We start from the raw sequence: 23133 nt of genomic DNA on the forward strand, positions 1-23133 counted from the left end.
AGCGGGGTTTTTGAAAATACGAAGCATTAAATTCTGGATGATGATTTTAATTTTGCTAATGTGCGCCACAACGATGTCGTTATTCACGTTCTTATCTCAAAAGAATTTGAATGAAAGCCTTGAAAAAATGTATAAAAACGAATCAGAATCGATTTTGACACACACATTGTTATCCTTTGAACATAGACTGTCCACTGTAGAAGATACGTTAGAACAACTTCGGCAATCACTTCTCGCGCTGAGTAAGTATCCAAGCGAAAAAGAGGAGATTGCCGCTTTCATCCAAGAACGGCAACAAAGTTTTCCTGTTAATGGACATATTATATACGGTTTGGAAAATGGAGATGTCTATCAAGGATTCGTTGATAAAATTCCGGATAGTTATAACCCTGTCGCTGAAGATTGGTATCAGTTCGCACTTAAAAACCCTAGTGAAGTATTTTGGACAGAACCGTATCTTGATTTTATAACGCAAGAAATCATCATTACTGCATCTAAGCCCATCATTACTCCTGAAGGGGTTCAAGGTGTCGTTGCGATCGACTTGAATCTAGCAGAGTTGAGTAATCAAATTAGTAACGCCAAAATCGGTGAAGACGGATTGGTCATGTTAATCAGTCGCAATGGCACCATTTTAGCCAACCGAGAACATCATATGATCGGTGAGTTGCCATTCGGTGCACAATTTGCATCGATACGGGAAGCGTCACAGAGAGAATATATCCCGTATCTCATTCAGGGCAAAGACTATCTTTTACGTTCCGATACGATTGGACAAAATGGCATGAGTATTATGGCCGCCATCAGTGAGAAAGAAATTGCTCAAAACCTCTTCATGCAGCAATTGCCTATTGTCATGAGTGGATTGCTTTGCTTCCTATTATTCGGATTCATTGCCTATTTGGTTGCGTTAAGAGGGGTTCGTCCACTCAAAAATCTCGGCTCGCTCATGGCTTCCGTGGAAAACGGGGATTATGATGTCCATGCCAAAGCAAATGATTACACCGAAATTGCACGCCTTTCAGCTGGATTCAACGCGATGATCCAGGCAATCAAAAAGCGTGATCAAGAACTCTTGATTTCCAATCGTGAACTGATCGCCGCAGAAGAAAAGTTACGTGGTAAATATGTAGAACTGAAAGAGTCTCAAAAAATATTAAAGGCAAGAGAAGAAAAAATCGAACAGTTGGCATCTAGAGATTCACTCACGGGATTGTTAAATCGAAGAAGTTTACAAGAAACATTAACGGCATCACTTGAGCGCGAACAAAATGAGCACCTAAAAGCTGTCGTTTTCTTGGATTTGGACAATTTTAAAATGGTAAATGATTCACTGGGCCACACATTCGGGGATCAGTTAATCGTCGAAGTGTCCCAAAAACTGACTTCGTTATCCCCTCAACAGAAGGAGGTCGCTCGAATTAGTGGAGATGAATTTATCGTATTGCTTCATGATGTAGAGTCCTTCGAGCATGCCGAGAACGTTGCAGAAGAAATCGTCCGTCTATTTGACGTACCCATTACCGTCGGATCGCGATTGCTCAACGTGACCGCCAGCGTCGGCGTGGCGCTGTATCCACTGCATGGTGAAACGGCAGAAGAATTATTGAAAGCCGCGGATATGGCCATGTATCGGGCAAAAAGTTTAGGGAAAAATGGCTACCGGCTCTTTGATGAAGGGATTCAACGGGACATTGAGGAAAAACTGAAAATAGAGCGGGGAATTCGTGAAGCCTTGAACAATCATGAATTCGAGTTATTTTTTCAACCATTGTATAACACGGTTGAAGGGAGAAGTACAAGCGTTGAAGCGCTCTTAAGAAACCATTCACCGGCTCTTTCTGAATACAATACGTTCCAAATCATTCAAACAGCTGAAATGACAGGACAAATTGTCGACATCGATAAGTGGGTATTAGCAGAAGCATGCCATGCAGTTCAGAGGATGAATGACATGATGAAGCAACCGATGCGTGTCGCCGTTAATATTTCCGCGATTCATATTATGCAACATGATTTTGTAGCTGGCGTCAAGCAAATCGTGGAAGACTCCGGCATTTCGCCCGAATGGCTTGAACTGGAAATCACGGAAACGTCCATGATGAATTCCTTTGACTCCAATAAGCTCAAATTAGAAGAACTGCGGGAAATGGGGATTTCCATTCATCTTGATGATTTTGGAACGGGTTACTCTTCCTTAAGTTATTTAAACAGTCTACCAATCGATCATGTAAAGATCGATAAAAGCTTTGTTGACGAAATGCTCCACTCAGAGAAAAATCGTAAGTTTATTGAAACCATCATTAAATTAGCGCATACGATCGGCTTACAAGTTGTGGCTGAAGGTGTAGAACATGAGGAACAGTTTGAAATGCTCGAACGCTTTAACTGTGAATTGATCCAAGGTTATTACATCAGTAAGCCGGTAAATTTCGAGGAAATTATCCGTATTCTCCAATAGCATACATGAAAAATGCCAGGTATCCGACAATGGATATCTGGCATTTTTATGCGTCCGCTGGAGACAATAACTATCAAACCTTTAATGAATATCCCTCTTCTTAAAGTTGCCGCCCTTCACTTCTGCCACATCATACACCGCCACAAAAGCTTGCGGATCGATTTCGTAAATGATTTCTTTCATTTTGCTATCCTCTAGACGGTTGATAATACATGTAATTTCTTTGAACGTGGCGCTTGAATAGCCTCCTTCAATGACGTTATACGTTGCACTGCGTCCTAAGCGATCCCGTATCGTTTCCACCATTATCTCCGGTTCACTTGTAATGATTTTAAACGTCTTCGATCCACTTAAACCTTCTTCAACAGTATGAATCACTTTGGAAGCGATAAAATAGGCGATTCCTGACATGAAAGCCCCTTGCAGACCAAAGACGAAAGAGACGACAATAAAGACAAATAAGTTTAAAAATAAGATGAGATCACTCGTCCCAAACGGTAATTTTCGTGCAAGCAGGACAGCTAACATATCAATCCCATCCAACGCACCGCCATTTCGCAATGCAAGCCCCATCCCAAAACCGATAATAATACCGCCGACAACTGTTACTAACAATGTATCCCCTTCAATAATCGTAGGGATGTGATGCATCACGCTCGTTCCGTAGGCGAGTGAAGCGATGCCGAGCACAGAATACAACGCGAAGCTTTTTCCTATTTGTTTATATCCTAAAAATACAAACGGTATATTGAGAACAGCAATTAATACACCTAACGGCAATCCGAATAATTGAGAACCAACGATGCTTAGCCCCGTTACACCTCCGTCTGACACGTTATTCGGGATTAAGATCGCCTCAAGTCCATAGGCGGTAATAAATGCTCCAAGGATCACTGCAATCGCACGTGACGCTCTTTTAAAATTCTTTGTTCTTTTGGGCTTTGTCATTTCAGCCATATCATTTCCTCCAGCCTTCATTTGAATTGAATTCGTAACCTTTCTCACAGTTGGATCAAGATCTTCCCCAAAGGTTTGAAATATCTATGTTGTTTATACGAGTGAAAGGGGTGAGAGGTTGCAAAAAATTTCACTAAGTAAATCGATGACCATATTACAAAATCCTCATTTATTCAAATGTCTTCCTGAATTTACATTCTTCCAATTAGGATGCGATTTTTAGTTGTTATCATGCAATCGAAATCGGCTTGCATCATTATCCCAGGAAAACCGAAAAATCTGCCACAGAAAGACCCTGTGACAGATTTTTTCGATTTTCTTTTTGAAGTTATTGTTTTGCGAGTACAGAAATTTTTTCTGCCATATCTTCCGCTTGGTGCAATACGGACAGTGCGTCTGAAGAGAAATAATAGTTCACTGGTATTTCAATTGCCCGACCGTTTTTCACAGCTTCTAAGTTTCTCCAAGTGACTTGTTCATCTGCTTTTTCTTCCGATTTGATATAAAAAATATAGTCCCCTTCAAAATCACCGACTGTTTCCCAAGATATTTGATAACTGCCGTGTGAAAAATCGCCCGCATCCATCAATTCTTTCACTTTGGGCGCAGGTTCCATACCTAGAACCGTGAATAATGCTCGTCCTCCATTGACACTATTATCGGATACAAGATAGACATCTTTCGACGAAAGTGTATAAATCGTAAAGGTCGAGCCTTCAGGTACCGCGTCCGCTATTTTCTTTTGAGCTTCGTTTATACGCTTTTCAAAGTCTTTGTTAAAGGCTTCCGCTTCTTTTTCACGTCCTAAAAATTTTCCCATGGCCGTAATCTCATCTGGAACGGATGCATAATCCGTTTCAGAAAATACAATGGTCGGTGCAATTTTTTCGTATTTCTCCGCGTATTCTTCACTCCAAGTCACGATGAGATCTGGATTTAGATCTAGCACTTTTTCGATTGACGTAATGTCACCAATATCTTCAATTTCCCCTTCCTGATAATGCTGTTTAAGAAATTCTGCATAGTCCAAATTATGCAGGACGCCTCCTACCGGTTGAATGCCTACCGCCAAAACTTGTCCAAGATACCAGTCCGTCACGACCCGCTCCGGATGTAAGGGAACTTCGACTTCACGACCGGCATCATCAATAACGATGCGTGTTTCGTTCGTTTTCGATTCCGTTTCTGCTTTCTCTTTTTCCTTCACCGTGTTTCCATTCGTTGAACAAGCGCCCAATAACAGTAATGCGGACAAAATGAATACAATTCGTTTTTTCATTTGCTATTTTCCTCTTTTCCTATCCTATTTCCCTCAACAGTAACAATCCTTATACATATTGGGCTTGGTGCAATCGACTGTACGTCCCGCCACTTCCCAACAGTTGCTCATGCGTCCCTTGCTCTTCCACTCCCTCTTTGGAGATGACTAAAATGCGGTCCGCATTTCGAATCGTCGCGAGTCGATGAGCAATGACGAGTGTTGTTCGCCCTGCGGATAACTCCGTTAGGGCCTGCTGAATAGCCGCTTCTGTTTCTGTATCTAACGCGGAAGTTGCTTCGTCTAAAATCAAAATCGGCGGATTTTTTAAGAACATGCGTGCAATGGACAGACGTTGTTTTTGCCCACCAGACAATTTCACACCGCGTTCACCAATGAACGTATCTAAGCCATCCGGCATTTCTAAAATAAAGTTTTCCATCTGTGCTTGACGCGCCGCATGCCAAATTTCTTCTTCTGTTGCATTGAGCTTGCCATAAGCAATATTTTCACGAATGGTTCCATCAAATAAAAATACATCTTGTTGAACGATGCCAATATGTTGGCGCAGTGATTGGAGTGTCATATCGCGAATATCCATGCCGTCGATCGTTATACTGCCGGCTGTGACATCATAGAAGCGCGGAAGTAAATTACAAATCGTCGTTTTCCCGCCGCCCGATGGACCGACTAATGCCACGGTTTCTCCCTGTGACACTGAAAAAGTGATATTCGTCAGCAAGTCTTCATTGCCCTCATAAGCGAAATGTACATCGTGATAGCTGATGGTCCCTTCCACGCTGTCAATCGCTTGCGCGTTTTCGCGATCATCTACATCAGGCGGCGTATTCAATAGCTCCTGATAACGCTTAAAGCCTGCTACACCTTTTGGATACGTTTCGATGACCGAGTTAATTTGACGGATTGGGCTTAAGAAAATATTCGATAATAACACGAATGCCATGAATTCACCAAATGTCATCGATTGATTGATTACGAACCATGTCCCGCAAGCTAATACGAAAATCGATACACCTTTCATTAAAATATGGCTGACCGAAGCATTCCAAGCCATCACACGATATGTCTTCAATTTTGTTTGGCGGAACCGTTCGTTATTTTTAGCATAACGATTGATTTCATGGTCTTCATTGGCAAATGCTTGAACGACGCGTATGCCACTGACATTATTTTCAACACGTGCATTGAAATCTGCGATATCTTTAAACATTTGAGTGAATGCAACAGACATTTTTTGGCTGAAGTAAATGGACAAGCAAATCAAAAACGGAATGACGACAAATGTCAAAATCGCCAACTGCCAGTTAATCGATAGCATTAAGCCGAATGCGCCTAGCAATGTCATAACCGCGATAAATAAATCTTCAGGACCATGATGAGCAATTTCACCAATATCCATTAAATCATTTGTCATACGCGATACGAGATGACCGGTTTTATTATTATCAAAAAAGCGAAATGATAGCTTCTGGACATGATTAAATGATTCTTTTCGCATATCCGATTCGATATTAATCCCCAATTTATGGCCATGGTACGTGACGACAAAATGGAAAATCCCGCTCAATACATAAATTGCGAATAACCCAATACAAGCGAGTAGAATCGCCCGCCAGTTCCCCGTTGGCAATAAATCATCAATGACGCGATTCAACGCTAACGGAAAAGCCAGCTCCAATAATGCCGCGATGATGGCACATGAGAAATCGGCAATAAAAAGCCATTTATACGGCTTATAATAAGCAAAAAATTGCCTGACCATTGTTGTGACCTCCTCTTTTTATATAACGGACGCTTCACTTCCAGTATAGAATCATTGATCGAATGAAAAAAACTACGCCAAATTTTTCAGCGTAGTTTTTTACGTTTCTATCACCGAAATCGAGAATCATTATCAATTAAATGATAGCAAGCACCCTATTCAATTTCTATAGACAAATCTCATTACTTCTTCATAGATAAATATCAGATTTTCGATTCCCAAGTAAATAGTCCATCTGAATCCCTAGCTGTGCTTCCAGAGCGACCCCTTCACTGGACCAAAAATCTTCAAGCCTTAACAGATGAACTTTTTGCCGTTTCATCGCAGGAAGGCTTTGCCATACTTCATTAAAAAAGCGATGCATCTGTTCCTTGTTATGTACGACAACAAACATTTCATCGGCTGCATAATGCGGCAGCTCTCTTTCTTCAATCAGTTTTCCTCGATTAGGGATCAATACTTCCTTTTCGATTGCAACATTCGGTTGGAGCCGTAACATTTCATAAATATTATAAGCACCCCTTGAACTGGATCGCCAAATTCCAACTCGGCCATGATTTCGTAATTCATACACACCGACAGTCGTTTCGGGAGAAAAAACGGAGCGTAAAGCGTATTGTGCCTCTGCTATTTTGTTCTCATAGTGATGGATCCATGCCTCGGCTTGTTCCTCGCGTCCCACTAATTTCCCAAGCATTCGTACTTCTTCCAAGCGATCATACGTATCCCACTCCAAAGCGATGACTGGCGCAACCTCTTCTAAACGGCGTACATACGATTTATCCGGATATTTAAAAACAGAAGCGATGATTAAATCCGGTTGCTGCTCGCCCCAACCGATGTTTTCTTTCAACCAATTATTTGAAAGTTGAATCGCAGGCGCCACTTGAGGTTGAATCAATTCCGGCACATTGTAATAAGCCGTCAAAACTGCACTTGGCTTCAAGCCGGTTGCCAGTAATGCGCCTGTAAACTGTAGCGTTGCCACATTTTCAATCCGAGCATGATCACGAAATTTACTCGGAGCCAATCCGACTTGCTGACGGAATTTACGGCTTAAATACAAGCTATCTTGATAGCCGACATGTCGGGCAATTTCCTGAATCGTTTGCGGGGAACTTAACAATTCAATCTTCGCTTTTTCCAATCGGAGATGCGATAAATATTCGTTAAATCCCCAACCCGTCTCTTTTTTAAAGCTTTCCGAGAAATAATTCGCATTATAGCCAAATCGTTTAGCCACGAGCTCACGCGTCAAAGAATGATGGGCATACTTTTTCATATACCGGATCACATCCTCGAACGCATGCTGTTTCACCTTGCGCTCATACGTTTCGTATGCGTGATGAATATGGACAAGTAATGTTTGAAAATCATAGACGGCTTCACTTCTCCGAAGAGCTGCAAAAGCATCGACGACAGCCTGCGTCACACCTTCGTACCGAATAAATTCATGGATGAATCGCAAAGGATCCGCCTCGTAAACCAATCGGACCCCTTCATCGACTAAATGATAATTGCGGAAACGGACAAGCTGATATTCACCTTGCAGCACCTTAATTTGGATCGGATTACGACCTTGAATAACGAGTAAAGAATCACTCCCTACAAGAAATGTACGGCGATCGACAACCACCTCCACTTCCCCCTCCGCCACATAGAGAATCATCGCTTGGTCTTGTGGAATCGTAGTATGCTGATTACTCACTTCTACGCCGACTACAGCATAGAGATGTTGTGGATAATTCATGACGCACTCCTCTTATGGATTCTCAATACCGTATTTACGATATTTTACTCAAATGCTTATTTTCAATTGTATACAGGTGTATACTTCATTTTTTCCTTAATACTCTGTACATCATTCAATTCGCCTGTGTACGAAAGGAAAGCTTTCCGATCTTGTTCGTCAAGTGCTTCATTCACCTTACTATTCAAGTAATTAATTTTTAACTCCAAGTCTAAAATGGAGCAAATGCTACCTTCACGATAGAGATTTTCAATATCCTCCACATGAATATAAAACTGGTATTCATTATTGAAAGCCATTAAAAAATACCACCCAAGACAATCGATATACTTGCGCTCTTTTGTGAGAAACCAAATATCCCCTTGCTTAAACTCAACCGTGTATTCATGTCCTTGTCCCGGACAGCAACATCTGACCGGATGCTGAAACGTTTCCAGTATTATGAAATGTTCGTTCATCTGTACGCCTCCTCCATACAATATAAATTTTCAACCTTATCGATAATGAGAATCATTTTCACCACGATGCTTTATAGACTATAATAACCCTATTTTCTGAAAAAAGATATTAATAACTTAGAATGGATTGCAAAAAGGCAGATGAATCGTATAAGATATCATCTGCCCCACATTCATGTATATTATTGGTTTGGTACATAAGCGATAAATTCTAACACTGAATCCGGTGATTCTCCATTAAATTGCAGGTTATACATACCCGAATCTGTCATTACTTCAGCCGTGTATGAATAGCCGCCTTCCATTTCGTTATTCCACTTTTCAATATCCACAGTCCGGTTGAAAATCTTTGTCAATTCTGCTGCTTTCACTTCTTTTTTAGGCGTAATATAATACGCATGCATCCCTCCATTTTCTTTATGATAATCACAAATGAAAAACGTTTCATAAAAGGAACAGATTGCACCTTCATTATATTCTTCCGCCAATAAATCTTCTTTTATTTTACTTTGTGCAACGTAGTAAGCATCTGCCAAACTGATGGCATAGTCATTAATATTCGTTCCAACAAGTTCGGCTAACGCTTCGTCAATAATGATCCCCAGTCGATTCCCGTTTTGATCGACGATTTCTCCATTTTTAAATCGATAATCCACAGTAGAACCATTTTGTGCAATGACAGTGATTTTATTTTCTTCCAAACTCGCCCGATACGTTTCCGTCGATTGTAAAGGTATGCTTACCAATTCTTTAATGGTTTGCGTATCTTCGTTATAATTCAAAATCGAAAAACTTTCGCTCATGGAGGTCGCATGTGCTTCTCTTCTGCCGAAAGCAAATGCCTCTTTCATCGTTCCATCCTCATAGGTGAGTTTTCCGATTGGCTCCACAGATATATGTATAGTTGACTCAAAATGGAGCGCTGTATCTTGTATCCATTGATCGTTTTCCTGTTTAAAAACAGTTACATTGCTGGTGGTTAAAGTATCATCCGTGCCAAGCACCATTTCCGGCACTTCATCCCCTTCAAAATCAACAGGTTCCAGAAAACGGACTTCTATCCCTTCAATACGCTCTTGATAATTTGGCGTCGCTTCAAACTCAGCTACATACTGTTCGACCGTTTTCTTTTCGATTACCTCTTCATCTACCGTCTCCTCATGTGCATTGTCATCCGTGCAACCAACCAATAGGAAACTGAACATGAATACCGAGCATAATTTCTTAAGCATGACTTCTTCCCTTTCTTCATAACCGCTAAAATAAGCGTTTCATATATTCAGTTGTCATTTTACTATAGTAACCGTATACATGACAGACCATCACTAGTTTACTAGTATCATTAGAGTGTAAGCTGATTGTGGTGAAGTGTTTTAACAAGCATTCTTTCCATATCCTGAGCTGGGATAGGTGGACTGACGAAATAACCTTGCATCTCATCGCATTGTAAACTTTGTAAGAGCAAAAGCTGCTCCTCGTTCTCGACGCCTTCAGCTATAACTTGAAGCTGTAGACTTTGTGCCATTGAAATGATCGCTTTCACAATGGCGGTGTCTTCTGGACTATCAGTAATAGTTTGGATAAAGGATCGATCGATCTTTAAATAATCGATTGGCATTTTTTTCAGGGATCCAAGTGAACTGTATCCGGTTCCAAAATCATCCATGCTAATTTTTACACCAATCTCTTTCAAACCCTCTAATATCCGATTGGAGTACTCGACATCTAGTGCCACACTTTCCGTGATTTCAAGATTTAACAAGGATGGTTCAAAATCCTCGTTTTTTAACGTCTCGGAAATCCACTTTATCATATCGGGTTGTTTGAACTGCAAAGCGGACAAGTTCACAGACATTTTGATAGGGTATAAATGTTCACACCATCTTTTACCTTGTCTGACAGCTGTTTGCAACACCCAATTCCCAATAGGGACAATTAACCCCGATTCTTCCGCCTGCGGAATAAAATCATTTGGTTGAATGATGCCCCTTTCCGGGTGATTCCAACGAACCAATGCCTCTACGCCAATGATTTTTCGGGTTTCGATATCGATCCTCGGCTGGAAGTAAACAACAAATTCGTTACGCTCCAATGCTGTTCGCAATTCATTCTCTATTTGTAAACGCTGCGAGAGTTTCAAATCATTTCCCGGTTGGAAAAATGAAAAGCCATTTCTCCCCTGCTCTTTCGCTTCATACATCGCTGTGTCCGCATTTTTGATGAGCGTTTCTTGATCTGCCCCATCCTTCGGGTACATCGATAACCCGATACTTGTCGTGATGAAAACTTCATGTGCTTCCAGATAAAAAGGTCGGGTCAAGGAAGCGATGATCGTTTTAGCAGCATGCTCTGCTTCTGTTTCAGTTATATTTTTCAAAATAACGGTAAACTCATCTCCGCCGTTCCGGGAAACGACATGGTCGTTCTGCAAGCATTTTTGTAGTCTTTCTGCTACATTACATAACAGTAAATCGCCGAATGTATGCCCCATGGAATCATTTATTACTTTAAAATGATCCAAATCTAAAAAAATGATAGCCACCTTTTCCTGTTGTTTTTGCGCATCCTTCAATGTCGCTGAAAGTTGCTCATTAAAAAATCGCCGATTGGGTAAACCTGTCAATGGATCTTGATAAGCCAGTTTTCTAATCGTTTCTTCCGTCTTTTTATGTTCCGTTATATCACGCGCATAAACAGTAAAGACAGAGGCCCCTTCTTTTTTGATTTTAGTAATCGTTATCTCAACTGGAAATTCCTCTCCTATTTTCCGGACACCAATGGTTTCGATTCGTTCATTCATGCGTACTTGTCCATCGTTTGAGGCGAGTAGCCTAGTAATAGCATCCGATGTATGTGGAAAGAGCGTCCTCTCCATATTCTTCCCCATTAAATCGTCTCGGGAAAAGCCGAATGTACGGACCACCGCCGGGTTGCATTCCATAATTGTTCCATCTTGATCAATGATAATGAAACAATCCAACACCGATTCAAGAATGGCTCCTGTAAAAGCAATTTCTTCACTTAATCGTTGATCTAAAACAAATGAGGTGATCAAGACAAAACCGAGGATGACAACAGCACTGATGGCAACAGAGATTACCAGTGCATTTGTATCGATCATGGCAGATTCTACAATCCCTTGATCATCAGACGTAAATGTTGTGGCAGCCATTCCCGTATAATGCATGCCTGTAATTGCCACACCCATGATGATCCCACTAATTATTTTCGCTTTGTTGCCAATACCAGTTTGATTTTCACGAAATTGAAATGCCAACATAAGCGCAAGAGTGGATGCTCCGATTGCAATTAAAATGGAAAGAATAAAAAGGAATGGCTGATAATGAATATGGATGCCTTTCATCGCAGCCATTCCAATATAGTGCATCCCGCTAATGCCCAATCCCATAAATATACCGCCAATGACTAATTTCTTAGTGCTCATATTCGGCTGGCAAATGAAATAAAGCCCATTCAAAGAAGCGATGATTGCAACAATGATGGAAAGAATCACGATGGTCACATCATACGTAATCGGCACAGGCAATTGAAATGCCAGCATCCCAATAAAGTGCATCGACCATATTCCGATACCCATCGCAGCCGACCCGCTTAACAGCCATAATTTCCTTTGCCATCCTTCCGAAAAGTTCACTCTTCTCGCTATATCAAGCGCTGTCAAAGCAGCCATAAATGCGATGACAAATGAGAGCGCAACTAAAGAAATGTCATGCGTTCCATGCAGATGATGCACGAACCATCCCTCCCTCTCTAGTAAAGGCCATATCAGCCTAGTTAGTTAGACAAAGATCAAATGAATTGCAACCATCACCTTCAAATTCAACTAGTCATAAACTCACGCAAAAGTCAAAACGAATCATTCCTAGTTCACCCTTTAATAGTCATTTAGGTTTATATGTTGCACTTTAAGTCTAATAGTCAAATTGTACCACGAACCCTCTGTTATTTCTATTTTTTCAAACTCTTCAATATTCAGTTGAGACTAAACGCGTATGGAAAGGGTTCAAGTAGTCAGATAAACGCAATGTAAGAAATAATAAAAGCGCCAGGTACCCATTTAAAATTCAATGGGTCCTAGCGCATTTCAATCTTCTTCTGCCATAGCAATTTCTTTCGTTGCATGAACAGTTCCAAATGGATGATGAGGCGGTGCATAGATTGCGTAAAGCTTGAGCGGAACATTCCCCGTGTTGATCACATTATGCCAAGTCCCGGCTGGCACCATAATGGCGGAATCGTCCATGACCTGTCTTTCAAACGTTAACCGATCCTGTCGCGGTCCCATTCGAACGACTCCCTGCCCTTGTTCGATTCGTAAAAATTGATCATTGTCAGGATGTACTTCCAATCCGATATCGTCGCCTACATTGATGCTCATCAGTGTCACTTGTAAATGAGGACCTGTCCATAAAGCGGTGCGATAGGTATTGTTTTGCTTTGCAGCTTCGTTAATATTCACTACAAACGGCTGTGCACCATAATCTTTTATCGGAATTCGATCAGCCGATTCGAAATTATATTGAGAGGCGTATACGTTCCTCCCATTCATGTCTTGCGAAAAAGTCCCATAAACAGGCGGTCCCGTAAATTCATATGTTGGCATATTCATATAATAAGGACAGTGAACCGGATACATACAAGGCACAAAATACATCTATTCAATCCCTTCACCGAGTTATACAAATATCTTATGCGTTCAGCTGTTGAAATGTACGTTCATCCAAGTTCTCCTAGTGAGAGGGAGCAAGTTTCTAAACAAAATCAAGGTGAAATCCTTCAGCTATGAATGGATTTCACCTTAACGAAATGGTTATTGATTCAAATCATAAATCTGCCCTTTGATCAAATACGCAGCGCTTTCGGCGATGTTGGTAATATGGTCAGCGGTACGTTCAAGGTAACGATTGATGAATAATAATTGGACAAGTTGCGTTGTGTCTTCTGGATGTGTCCGTAAAAATTCGGTAATCTTTTTATAAGTATTAGCATAGTAGTTGTCGACTTGGTCGTCCAAATCAGCGACTTCCTTAGCAAGTACCATGTTGCCATTGATAAATGCAGATACCGCCTTTTTAAGCATATTCAGGGAAATCTCTTTCATTTGCTCCAAATCTGTAATATTAATCAGTGATTCGGTTATCCCGATTTTAGCCGTCGATTTCGCAATATTGACTGCAAAATCAGCGATGCGTTCGATATCGGAAGTGATTTTTAAGGACGCAATGATTCTTCGCAAATCCGTTGCAAATGGTTGCTCTTTTGCGATCAGCCACACAGCAAATTGGTTAATTTCCTGGTCGAGATTATCGATTGCGGAGTCTTCGTCAATGACCCTTAAAGCTAATTCAACATCTTGTGTTTTAAAAGCCGTGAAAGCTTTCTCAAATGCAGCTACGGTCAGGTCGTTCATCTCGTTCATCTTGTTCTGCAATTCTTGCAAGTTCTTGTCAAAGTTTTTCCTAACGTTCACCAAAGTCACCCCTTCATTTAAAACTGCAACATCTGTGGGCCTACAGGATGTAGGTCATGCAACCGTTGCCAATCGAACAGCGGAGGGTTCGATTTGTCGTATTTCTGCGTCCTTTGCAGAAATTAAGGCATTTTCTAGGACGCGGCGCATTTAGGTTGCCTTCCTTTAACAAGGTGGAATTGAACTTCATTCCTCCTTGTTAACCAAATCGGCCCGTCACATAGTCTTCCGTTCTTTGGTCTTTTGGATTTGAAAAGACGTTATTCGTGACATCATATTCAATAATCTCGCCATTTAGGAAGAAAGCTGTTTTATCGGACACGCGGGCAGCCTGCTGCATATTGTGTGTTACGATTACAATTGTATAGTCTTTTTTCAATTGTGCAATCAATTCTTCCACTTTTAATGTTGAAATCGGGTCCAGTGCTGATGTTGGCTCGTCCATCAGAATCACGTCCGGCTTCATCGCAATGGCACGGGCAATACAAACCCTTTGTTGTTGACCACCTGACAAGCCCAGTGCTGATGACTTAAGACGGTCTTTCACTTCATCCCAAATCGCTGCGCCACGTAAGCTTTCCTCCACAATTTCGTTCAAGACTTTTTTATTTTTAATGCCTTGTGCGCGAGGTCCGTACGCCACATTATCATAGATGCTCATCGGAAATAAATTCGGTTTTTGAAATACCATCCCGACTCTTGTACGAAGTTTAATGACATCAGTCGATTTGTAGATATCTTCATTATCGATGACAATATCTCCATTGATTTTGACACCATCGATCAGATCGTTCATCCGGTTTAGCGTTCGTAGAAAAGTCGACTTTCCGCAACCTGACGGCCCGATCAATGCTGTCACTCCCTTTTCTTGAATATCAAGCGACACATTAAACAATGCCTGTTTATCTCCATAAAATAAACTTAAGTCTTTTACACGAATCTTTGCTGCTTCCTCTAACTGTTTCATAAGTGACAATTACTCCTCCTTCGCTTCTATGTCTTACTCCATTTGTAAAAATTAATAATCCGCTTTATTCAATTTCTTGGATAGATACGTTGCGGAGAAGTTTAAAAGCAAAATAATAATGATCAACACAATACCGATCGCCGCCGCCAATTCAATATCCCCTGCCTCCTGTGTCACTAAGTAGGAGTGGACCGTTAATGTCCTCGCAGAAGAAAAAATGCTTGAAGGCATCGCTGCCACCGTTCCTGCCGTTAAAAAGATCGCAGCCGATTCACCGACAATCCGGCCCATGGAAAGAATGATACCGGATAGTATGCCGGGCATCGAGCTTGGCAAAATGACTTTCAACAATGTTTGGAGTTTCGTTGTCCCTAAAGCTAAAGATCCTTCACGATACGTCTGGGGCACTGTTTTCAATGCTTCTTCCGTCGTTCGGATGACGACAGGTAATACGATAATGGTCAACGTGAGTGATGCCGCAATGATCGACATCCCGAGCTTTAACGTCGTCACAAAGAATACCGCACCAAACAATCCATAGATGATGGACGGAATGCCTGTTAAGCTTTCTGTGGCAAAACGGATGATCCGTACAAGCCGGCCCTGCTTCGCGTACTCTTGTAGATACACAGCGGCCAAAATACCAATAGGTGTGGCGATCAACAATGAAATGACGATTGTATAGATGGTCGTCACAATCATCGGCCAAATCCCTCCGCCGCCTGTCGGTGAATAATCACCAAAGATGAACTCGAAATTGATCAAACGGAATCCTTTATAAAAAATATAGCCTACAATTAGCAAAAGAATCGCAACTGTTACGAAAGCGGAAAACCATAGCAGCCCGCGCAACAAGTTATCCTTAAAACTTCTCATTTTATTTAGCACCTCCTGCACTGATTTTTGCCAACACAAAATTCAAAATCAAGATAAAGGAGAACAACACAATACCTGTTGCAAATAACATTTCTTGATGCACGCCCGCAGCATAACCCATTTCCAAAGCGATATTGGTTGTCAATGGTCGGACACTATCTGTCAGGCTTGTAGGCGTGATCAAACTGTTTCCTGCCACTAAAATGACCGCCATTGTTTCTCCGATTGCTCTCCCTAAACCTAAAACAACAGCTGCCATGATACCGGACTTCGCTGCCGGTACGATCACTTTAAAAATAGTGCCGATTTCGGAAGCACCAAGCGCCAAAGAACCTTCCCGATACGTTTTCGGAACCGCCCGGATCGCCGTTTCGGCTACCGTCACAATGGTCGGAAGCATCATGATTGCCAATACCAAAATGACTGCCAATAAGCTTTGCCCTTTCACTAAGCCTAGATTGTCTTGCAAAAACGGCACAATAATCGCCAGTCCGAAAACCCCGTACAGAACAGACGGAATCCCGGCAAGCAACTGTACAGCCGGTGAAATGATTTTCGCAAACCGCTTTGGTGCAATTTCTGATAAGAAGATAGCTGTAAATAACCCAATCGGCACCCCGATAATCAATGCACCAATTGTCGCGTAAAGGGAAGCGACAATCATTGGGAATATCCCGAATTTATCCTCACTCGGCACCCAGTCCACTCCGAAGATGAAGTCGAAAAAGCTATATCCCTCTGCGATGAACGGATGGGCCCCTCTATAAAATACAAAACCGACGATCAACAACAAACTGAACACGGATAGAAGTGCACAGAATAAGAAAAGCTTAGATGATAAACTTTCCAACAAATATTTTCGTTTATTCGATTTACCATTACCTATGTTTTGTTTTTCAATAGGTGGACTTGTCATGGCTACATTCCTCCAACATTGCTTTTACAAAATAAACGTAGACTCAATCGATCATTTAACGGGGATCGCACCCGTTTCAGAAACAACAGCTTGTCCCTCTGGACTTAAAATGTAGTCGATGAATTGTTGTCCTGCATCCGTCAGACTTTCTTCTTTGTTAACAAACAAGAAAGGGCGTGACAGTTTATATTTTTTCTGCAAAACATTATCAGCGGTTGCTTCCACTCCATTAATGTCAATCGTTGAAATGGAGTCATCAATATATTCAAAGGAAATGAAACCTACCGCATGCTTGTTCATGGCAACCGTCGTTTTAATATTTCCGTTTCCACTTGCGATGATGGCGCTTCTCACGAGCTCACCGGATGAATAGTCCACAATCTCTTGGAAGGCATCACGTGAACCTGAGCCGTCCTCCCGAGAAACAACGACAATCTCCAGATCTTCACCGCCAAGTTCTTTCCAGTTGGTCACCTCGCCGGTGAAGATTTGCTTCACTTGTTCCAATGTGAGATCCTTCACTTTGTTCGTCGGATGCGTGACGAGCACAATACCGTCGTAAGCAATGATTACTTCATTCAATCCGCTATCGATCTCTTCCTGTTTCAAATCACGGGAAGACATCCCAATTTCAGATACACCATTTATGGCATTGGTAATCCCGGCGGATGACCCGATCTGGTTAATCTCTATTTTGACATTATTGTTTTCTTCATAGTTAAACGCTAATTTTTCAGCTAAAGGCCCTACGGAAGTAGACCCGGAAATCGCGATGGTAGCAACATGATCATTTGAGGATCCGCTACCTCCTTCGACATTGTTGCCGCATGCAGTGAGTATGACGGCTAAGGAAATCATCAATAATCCTTTCGCTACATTCCTTTTAAATTTCATCGCTATACCTCCAACATGATTTATCTTTATTCAGCAGAAAACTCCCATCACTATAGGTGGCGAGTTAAATGCTGTTTATAGCCTATTCAACGGATTTTCAAACACCCGCTGAATAAAGATAAAGCCTCCGGCGGATGTCACAGATTTTGAAAGGATTCAATCGAGCAAGCTCGATTCAAAATCTGGACGCAATTACGCCAAGGCGTAATTGATGGCCCTTTGTAAAGAATAATGTCGAATTGTAAATTTTGATAAGCTTTATTGTAAAGGTTTTGTAAATTCTATTTACAGAATCTGAATTATGCGATATAAGTATCTTTTGAATATTCCAAAACTGCGTCCGAGCAGCTGTCCGAGGCCTTTTTGCACTAACGTAAAAAATGAAGCTCATTTTATTCAATTTCCCCTTTTTAAAGACTCTGTAAACGAATTGGGAAAAGATAAAAAATAAAAACGCACAGAGAAATGATCTTATCTTCTCCGTGCGTTTATTTTGGATGATTCATCAACTGGAACAACTATGATTAAGACTTATTCGACAGCCCTAATTCCTGAAGTACGCTACTATTTCGATAGGGCGATTTTTATATGGGCTAAGTGATGTTCTTCATGCCACGCTAATTTTGCAACCTTTGTGGCAACAGTAATTTCCCCATTTTCCTGATGGACAAAAGTCCGATCCAATTGCTCTTCCGTTAAACTCTGACCTAAAGATACGATGCGCTCATTTAAACCTTCCAATAATTTCATAGAAATTTCAACGGGCAGCTCTGTATCCGGTTGAATGGCCCACTTTTCTTCGTTAAAAGCTGGTACTCTAGGATTCTCATCTGTTAAAGACAACTTCAAACGTTGATACATGTTCAACTGGGAATCAGCGATATGATGAACGAGTTGGCGAACTGTCCAGCTACCCTCACGATAAGTTTTGCTTAATTCTTCCTCACTTAAGGAGCCGACAGTTTCTCTTAGTCGAGTCGTGTACGTTTCGATTTGCTTTAACCACTCTTGTACACTTTCCAAAGTCACGTTTTCGGGAACTTGTAATTTGCCAATTGGGTATCTAACATCCATTTTCCATCCTCTTTTCCCTATTTTTATTTTGCTCTATTTCGTTATCAACATTAAATATACAGAATTATTCAGTTATTGTAAAACCTCGGCATCAGACACTACCTAACGTTAGCTTGGTGACAATTTCTTTCATGTTGCCGCAGGACATGGCGACCTTAGCCAGACTTCCTCTAATTAGCAGGAAGTTTGAACTCCCTCTGATTAATACGTACCCTGACATTCATCCCACCACTTATAGAAGTGAGGATTGCTGAATCAAGTTTAATTAACTCAATAATGAAGATATTTTACAATACATAAAAAAAGTACTGAAGTATAGTAAAAACCAAGGAGGTGTAGCGAATGAAAAGAGAAACTTTTAAAGCTTTTAAGGATGAAGATACACAGATAGAAGCCTATCAGCTAGAAGGTAATGTACAACCTTTTCCCAACCATTTTCATGAGCATTATACTATCGGTTTTGTCCAACGGGGACAATGTTTAGTTTCCTGCAAAAATCAAGAATATACGTTTTCTAGTGGAGATATTATTTTGCTGAATCCCTATGATAACCATACTTTTATGCCAAAAAAAGATGAACCTTTCTTATATCAAGGATTCATCATTCGTCCAGAGGTTATGGAAGATTTGACACTGAAGGTTACGGGGCAGAATGATCTGCCAGGCTTCACAAAAACGATGGTTCGTAATGAGGAATTATATGATTGTCTCCGTCATCTCTTCCATATGATTATGAATGGCTTTAGTGAAATTGAAAAAGAGGAGAGCCTGTTCTTTTTGATGACTGTTTTAATAGAAAAATACAGCCAGTCTTTTGAAAAGTGTTTACCAAAGTGTCAGGAAGAAGTTGAAAGAGCCTGTGATTTTATAAATCGTCATTATACAGAGAATATATCCCTGGAACAAATATGCCATTACGCCAAATTGAGCAAGTCCACTCTTTTGAGGGCATTTACAAAATCAAAAGGGATTACCCCTTATCGATATCTGATTACGATAAGGGTTAATAATGCAAAAAAGTTGCTTGAACAAGGTGTTTTGCCTGTAGATGCTGCATTTAAAACGGGTTTCTCTGATCAGAGCCATTTCACAAATTACTTTACTACCTTTATTGGTATTTCACCTGGTGCATATAGAAATCTAGTTACATCCTGAACGAATTGGTGAAGATGTACAGGATCATTAAAATGTAAGCAAATTTAATATACGAGGAGATAAGACAATGAAATTACTTGATTTGGACAAAGTTTATGAAAGAAGAAACACGGATAGTGTGAAATGGGATCATATGGACTTTATGGATGAACGCACATCCGAAACGACCCTGCCCCTTTGGCTATCGGATATGGAATTTAAAATAGCCGATGAAATAGTAGATGCACTGAAAAATAGAGTCGAACACGGTTTTTTCGGACAGTCAATGCCCGGCGACGAATATTTGGATGCGGTATGCGGTTGGTATCAGCGTCGTTTTAATTGGACAATCGATAAGGAATCCATCTTTTATTCCCCAGGGATTTTACCTGCAATCGGTTTTGCAATTTCAGCACTTACCCAACCTGGAGACGGTGTAATCATTCAACCGCCTGTCTTCTATCCGTTTTCTGAAATCATCAAAGGACAAGGCAGAACAATCATCAATAATACATTGATCAATGAGAATGGGGATTATAAAATCGACTTCGCTGATTTAAAGGAAAAAGCAAGCGATCCCAATAATAAAATGCTGCTTTTATGTTCCCCGCAAAATCCGATTGGACGCGTTTGGACGAAAAGCGAGTTGGTACAAATAGCAAGGATCTGTGAAGAAACAAACACCTATATATTTGCCGACGAAATTCATTGTGATTTAATCCGAAAAAATGTCCAACACTTTCCGATCAAAACCATTACAGATTACAAAAATATTATGACAGCGGTATCCCCTAGTAAAACTTTTAATGTTGCCGGATTGCCGATTGCCTCGATTGTCATTGATGATCACGAGTTAAGAGAAATTTGGCTGAATGAAACAAAAGGCAAGCACTATATTCGTTTTGCTCCCCCATTGGATATGGTGTTATCAAAGGCGGCATATGATCAATGTGAATATTGGGTGGAACAAGTATCGGAATATATAGAAGAGAATTATGACTTTATGGAAAAATACTTAAAAGAGCATTTGCCCAAGACCGGCTTTAAGAAACCAGCGGGAACCTATTTGGCATGGGTGAATTTCGGAGCCTATGTAGATCAAGAAGAACTTTTGGAAACGTTAATTTCAAAATATGATTTGTTAATCGAAAGCGGTGCCACTTTCGGGGAACCGGGATTTGGCTACTTCAGATTAAGCATTGCATGTCCAAGATTTCAGCTAGAAGAAGGACTGAGCAGAATTGTTGCGGCGATCAAAGATTTAACATAATTCACATAGGGACGGGAGTAATTAGATTATATTAAGATTGGTAAAATACCTAAAGATTGTAACGTTTGTTTTATTCATACTGGGGGTTAATAGATGGATATTAATGAAATAGTGAAAACGTTAGATAACTTCGCATGGGGTCCAGTTCTAGTTTTTCTTTGTCTTGTAAGCGGTGTCATTTTCTCGGTTTTAATGAAATTCCCACAGATTCGAATGACAGATCAAATGGTGTCCAATCTTTTTGGAGGGAAAAACTCTAAAAGTGGATTAACTCCCTTCCAAAGTTTTTCGATTGCTCTAGGAGGTCGTGTTGGTACCGGCACTATCACAGGTACTGCTGGTGCGATTCTTATGGGAGGACCCGGTTCAATATTTTGGATGTGCGTGATGACACTATTCGGCTCTATGTCAGCATTTATTGAGTCAGTACTGGCACAAACTTATAAAGAAAGGGTAAATGATGAGTATGTTGGTGGTCCAGCTTACTATATAGAAAAAGGATTAAGGTGGAAGCCCTTAGGTATTATTTATGCGATCTATGCGATTATTTTCCTGATCATCTTTACCGCATTACAGGCAAACTCCTTCACATCAGTCGCTAGTGTCAGTTTTAATATGCAGCCCATTATTATTGGAACGGCTTATGTTGTGTTATTAGCGTTAGTCATATTTGGCGGCTTCAAACGAATCGGAAAAGTTGCTGAAGTTATTGTTCCATTTATGTCAGCAGGTTACATTTTACTGGCTATTATTATGTTTGCCGTAAATTATACTGAAATCATTAATGTGTTCGCAATGATTTTCAAATCTGCTTTTGGTCTTGATGCAGCTTTTGGTGGTTTAGTTGGTAGTTCAATCTCTTGGGGCGTGAAACGTGGAATATTCTCAAATGAGGCTGGGCTAGGGACAGGGGCAATGGTAGCAGGTACTGCGGAAGTATCTCACCCTGCTAAAGCAGGATTTGCACAAGCATTTTCTACAATTGTCACTATTTTTATCTGTCTTGCAACAGCATTCATGATTTTCTCTGCAAATACCTTTAACGTAGAAAATCCAAAAGGTGGTTTCTTGCTTGAGAATGTTCCAGGTGTAGCGAATGGTGAATTTACCGCAACCGCAATTAGTAACTTTATTCCCGGTTTTGGCGGTATCTTTATTACGATTGCAATGTTCTTATTTACATTTACAACAATCCTAGCTTATGTAATTTATATTAAATCAAATGTTGCCTACTTGTTAAGAGGAAATATTCAAGGTAGGAAATATAACAAAATAATACTGACACTTAATATTTTCATTATAGCTATGGCTTTTGTTGGTCCACTTGTTTCAGCCGATCTTGTATGGAATCTCGGGTCCGCATTATGTGGTTTTCTTGCAATGATTAACACGATTTGCATATTACTTCTTGCCAAAAAGGGTGTTTTAATTTTTAAAGACTATGAAAAGCAACTAAGAAAAGGAATTGATCCAATATTTATTCCATCTACTATTGGAATTAAAAATGCAGAATTATGGGATGATATCACTGCAGAAAACTACTCCGAAGAAGTAAATGCTTATCATAACGCTTTTAACACTCAACCAAAAGATTCTAACAATTCCAACAATCAATCAAAAGTTCCAACATTGTCTTAATTTTTTATCCCGCTTTAACGGGCAGTAAGACTCCCACCTCAAGACTTGAGTAAATGGATAAGGATAGGTGGGAGATCAACTGCCCGTAAAAGCCCGATTGGTTCGGGCCAACACGATGTTGGTCACACAAGCGTTGTCACAGGACGTGACGCTTTTAGCTTGTGTTCCCCTCTATCAGTGGGGGATGGGGAAAACCCCCACTGATT

18 protein-coding genes are annotated in these 23133 nt (G+C 40.7%); 4 read left to right on the top strand and 14 right to left on the bottom strand.

Annotated features, from left to right (window positions below):
• The first annotated feature begins 10 nt into the window (after positions 1–10).
• Complete coding sequence (locus MHZ95_RS16775; protein ID WP_239391939.1) at positions 11–2461, top strand: bifunctional diguanylate cyclase/phosphodiesterase; 2451 nt, start codon at positions 11–13, stop codon at positions 2459–2461.
• Between the two features lie 81 nt (positions 2462–2542).
• Here MHZ95_RS16775 and MHZ95_RS16780 read toward each other — a convergent pair whose 3' ends face one another.
• The 14 genes from MHZ95_RS16780 to MHZ95_RS16845 all read right to left on the bottom strand — a co-directional run bounded on the left by MHZ95_RS16780 (position 2543) and on the right by MHZ95_RS16845 (position 18885).
• A complete protein-coding gene (locus tag MHZ95_RS16780) occupies positions 2543–3418 on the bottom strand; it encodes a YitT family protein (RefSeq protein ID WP_370643093.1) in 876 nt (291 codons plus the stop codon).
• Positions 3419–3746: 328 nt separating this feature from the next.
• Positions 3747–4697, bottom strand: a complete 951-nt coding sequence (locus MHZ95_RS16785) for an ABC transporter substrate-binding protein (protein ID WP_239391940.1) — start codon at positions 4695–4697, stop codon at positions 3747–3749.
• Between the two features lie 49 nt (positions 4698–4746).
• A complete protein-coding gene (locus MHZ95_RS16790; RefSeq protein ID WP_239391941.1) occupies positions 4747–6459 on the bottom strand; it encodes an ABC transporter ATP-binding protein in 1713 nt (570 codons plus the stop codon).
• 190 nt (positions 6460–6649) lie between these two features.
• Complete coding sequence (locus MHZ95_RS16795) at positions 6650–8209, bottom strand: helix-turn-helix domain-containing protein (protein WP_239391942.1); 1560 nt, start codon at positions 8207–8209, stop codon at positions 6650–6652.
• A 62-nt stretch (positions 8210–8271) separates the two neighbouring features.
• Positions 8272–8667 (bottom strand): IDEAL domain-containing protein, encoded by a 396-nt coding sequence (locus MHZ95_RS16800; protein WP_239391943.1) that lies wholly within the window; start codon positions 8665–8667, stop codon positions 8272–8274.
• A gap of 182 nt (positions 8668–8849) precedes the next feature.
• Positions 8850–9899, bottom strand: a complete 1050-nt coding sequence (locus MHZ95_RS16805; RefSeq protein ID WP_239391944.1) for a hypothetical protein — start codon at positions 9897–9899, stop codon at positions 8850–8852.
• 110 nt (positions 9900–10009) lie between these two features.
• A complete protein-coding gene (locus tag MHZ95_RS16810) occupies positions 10010–12421 on the bottom strand; it encodes an EAL domain-containing protein (RefSeq protein WP_239391945.1) in 2412 nt (803 codons plus the stop codon).
• A 351-nt stretch (positions 12422–12772) separates the two neighbouring features.
• Positions 12773–13342, bottom strand: a complete 570-nt coding sequence (locus MHZ95_RS16815; RefSeq protein WP_239391946.1) for a cupin domain-containing protein — start codon at positions 13340–13342, stop codon at positions 12773–12775.
• 156 nt (positions 13343–13498) lie between these two features.
• On the bottom strand, positions 13499–14158 hold the full coding sequence (phoU, locus tag MHZ95_RS16820; RefSeq protein WP_239391947.1) for a phosphate signaling complex protein PhoU: 660 nt from the start codon (positions 14156–14158) through the stop codon (positions 13499–13501).
• Between the two features lie 199 nt (positions 14159–14357).
• A complete protein-coding gene (pstB, locus tag MHZ95_RS16825) occupies positions 14358–15125 on the bottom strand; it encodes a phosphate ABC transporter ATP-binding protein PstB (RefSeq protein WP_239391948.1) in 768 nt (255 codons plus the stop codon).
• 51 nt (positions 15126–15176) lie between these two features.
• Positions 15177–16001: a phosphate ABC transporter permease PstA gene (gene pstA, locus MHZ95_RS16830; RefSeq protein WP_239391949.1), complete on the bottom strand. Its 825-nt coding sequence runs from the start codon at positions 15999–16001 to the stop codon at positions 15177–15179.
• A 1-nt stretch (position 16002) separates the two neighbouring features.
• Positions 16003–16917 carry a phosphate ABC transporter permease subunit PstC gene (gene pstC / locus MHZ95_RS16835; RefSeq protein WP_239391950.1) on the bottom strand — a complete coding sequence of 305 codons (915 nt, stop codon included), beginning with the start codon at positions 16915–16917 and terminating at the stop codon, positions 16003–16005.
• Positions 16918–16968: 51 nt separating this feature from the next.
• On the bottom strand, positions 16969–17811 hold the full coding sequence (locus tag MHZ95_RS16840) for a phosphate ABC transporter substrate-binding protein (protein ID WP_239391951.1): 843 nt from the start codon (positions 17809–17811) through the stop codon (positions 16969–16971).
• A gap of 564 nt (positions 17812–18375) precedes the next feature.
• Positions 18376–18885, bottom strand: a complete 510-nt coding sequence (locus tag MHZ95_RS16845) for a YfiT family bacillithiol transferase (RefSeq protein ID WP_239391952.1) — start codon at positions 18883–18885, stop codon at positions 18376–18378.
• A gap of 342 nt (positions 18886–19227) precedes the next feature.
• On the opposite strand from MHZ95_RS16845, the gene MHZ95_RS16850 reads away from it, so the two are divergent.
• The 3 genes from MHZ95_RS16850 (at position 19228) to MHZ95_RS16860 (ending at position 22927) form a co-directional block, all read left to right on the top strand.
• On the top strand, positions 19228–20040 hold the full coding sequence (locus MHZ95_RS16850; RefSeq protein ID WP_239391953.1) for an AraC family transcriptional regulator: 813 nt from the start codon (positions 19228–19230) through the stop codon (positions 20038–20040).
• Positions 20041–20107: 67 nt separating this feature from the next.
• Positions 20108–21289, top strand: a complete 1182-nt coding sequence (locus MHZ95_RS16855) for a MalY/PatB family protein (RefSeq protein ID WP_239391954.1) — start codon at positions 20108–20110, stop codon at positions 21287–21289.
• A gap of 93 nt (positions 21290–21382) precedes the next feature.
• Positions 21383–22927: an alanine/glycine:cation symporter family protein gene (locus MHZ95_RS16860; protein WP_239391955.1), complete on the top strand. Its 1545-nt coding sequence runs from the start codon at positions 21383–21385 to the stop codon at positions 22925–22927.
• Positions 22928–23133 lie beyond the last annotated feature (206 nt).

The organism is Sporosarcina sp. ACRSM, from assembly GCF_022346545.1.
Lineage (GTDB): Bacteria > Bacillota > Bacilli > Bacillales_A > Planococcaceae > Sporosarcina.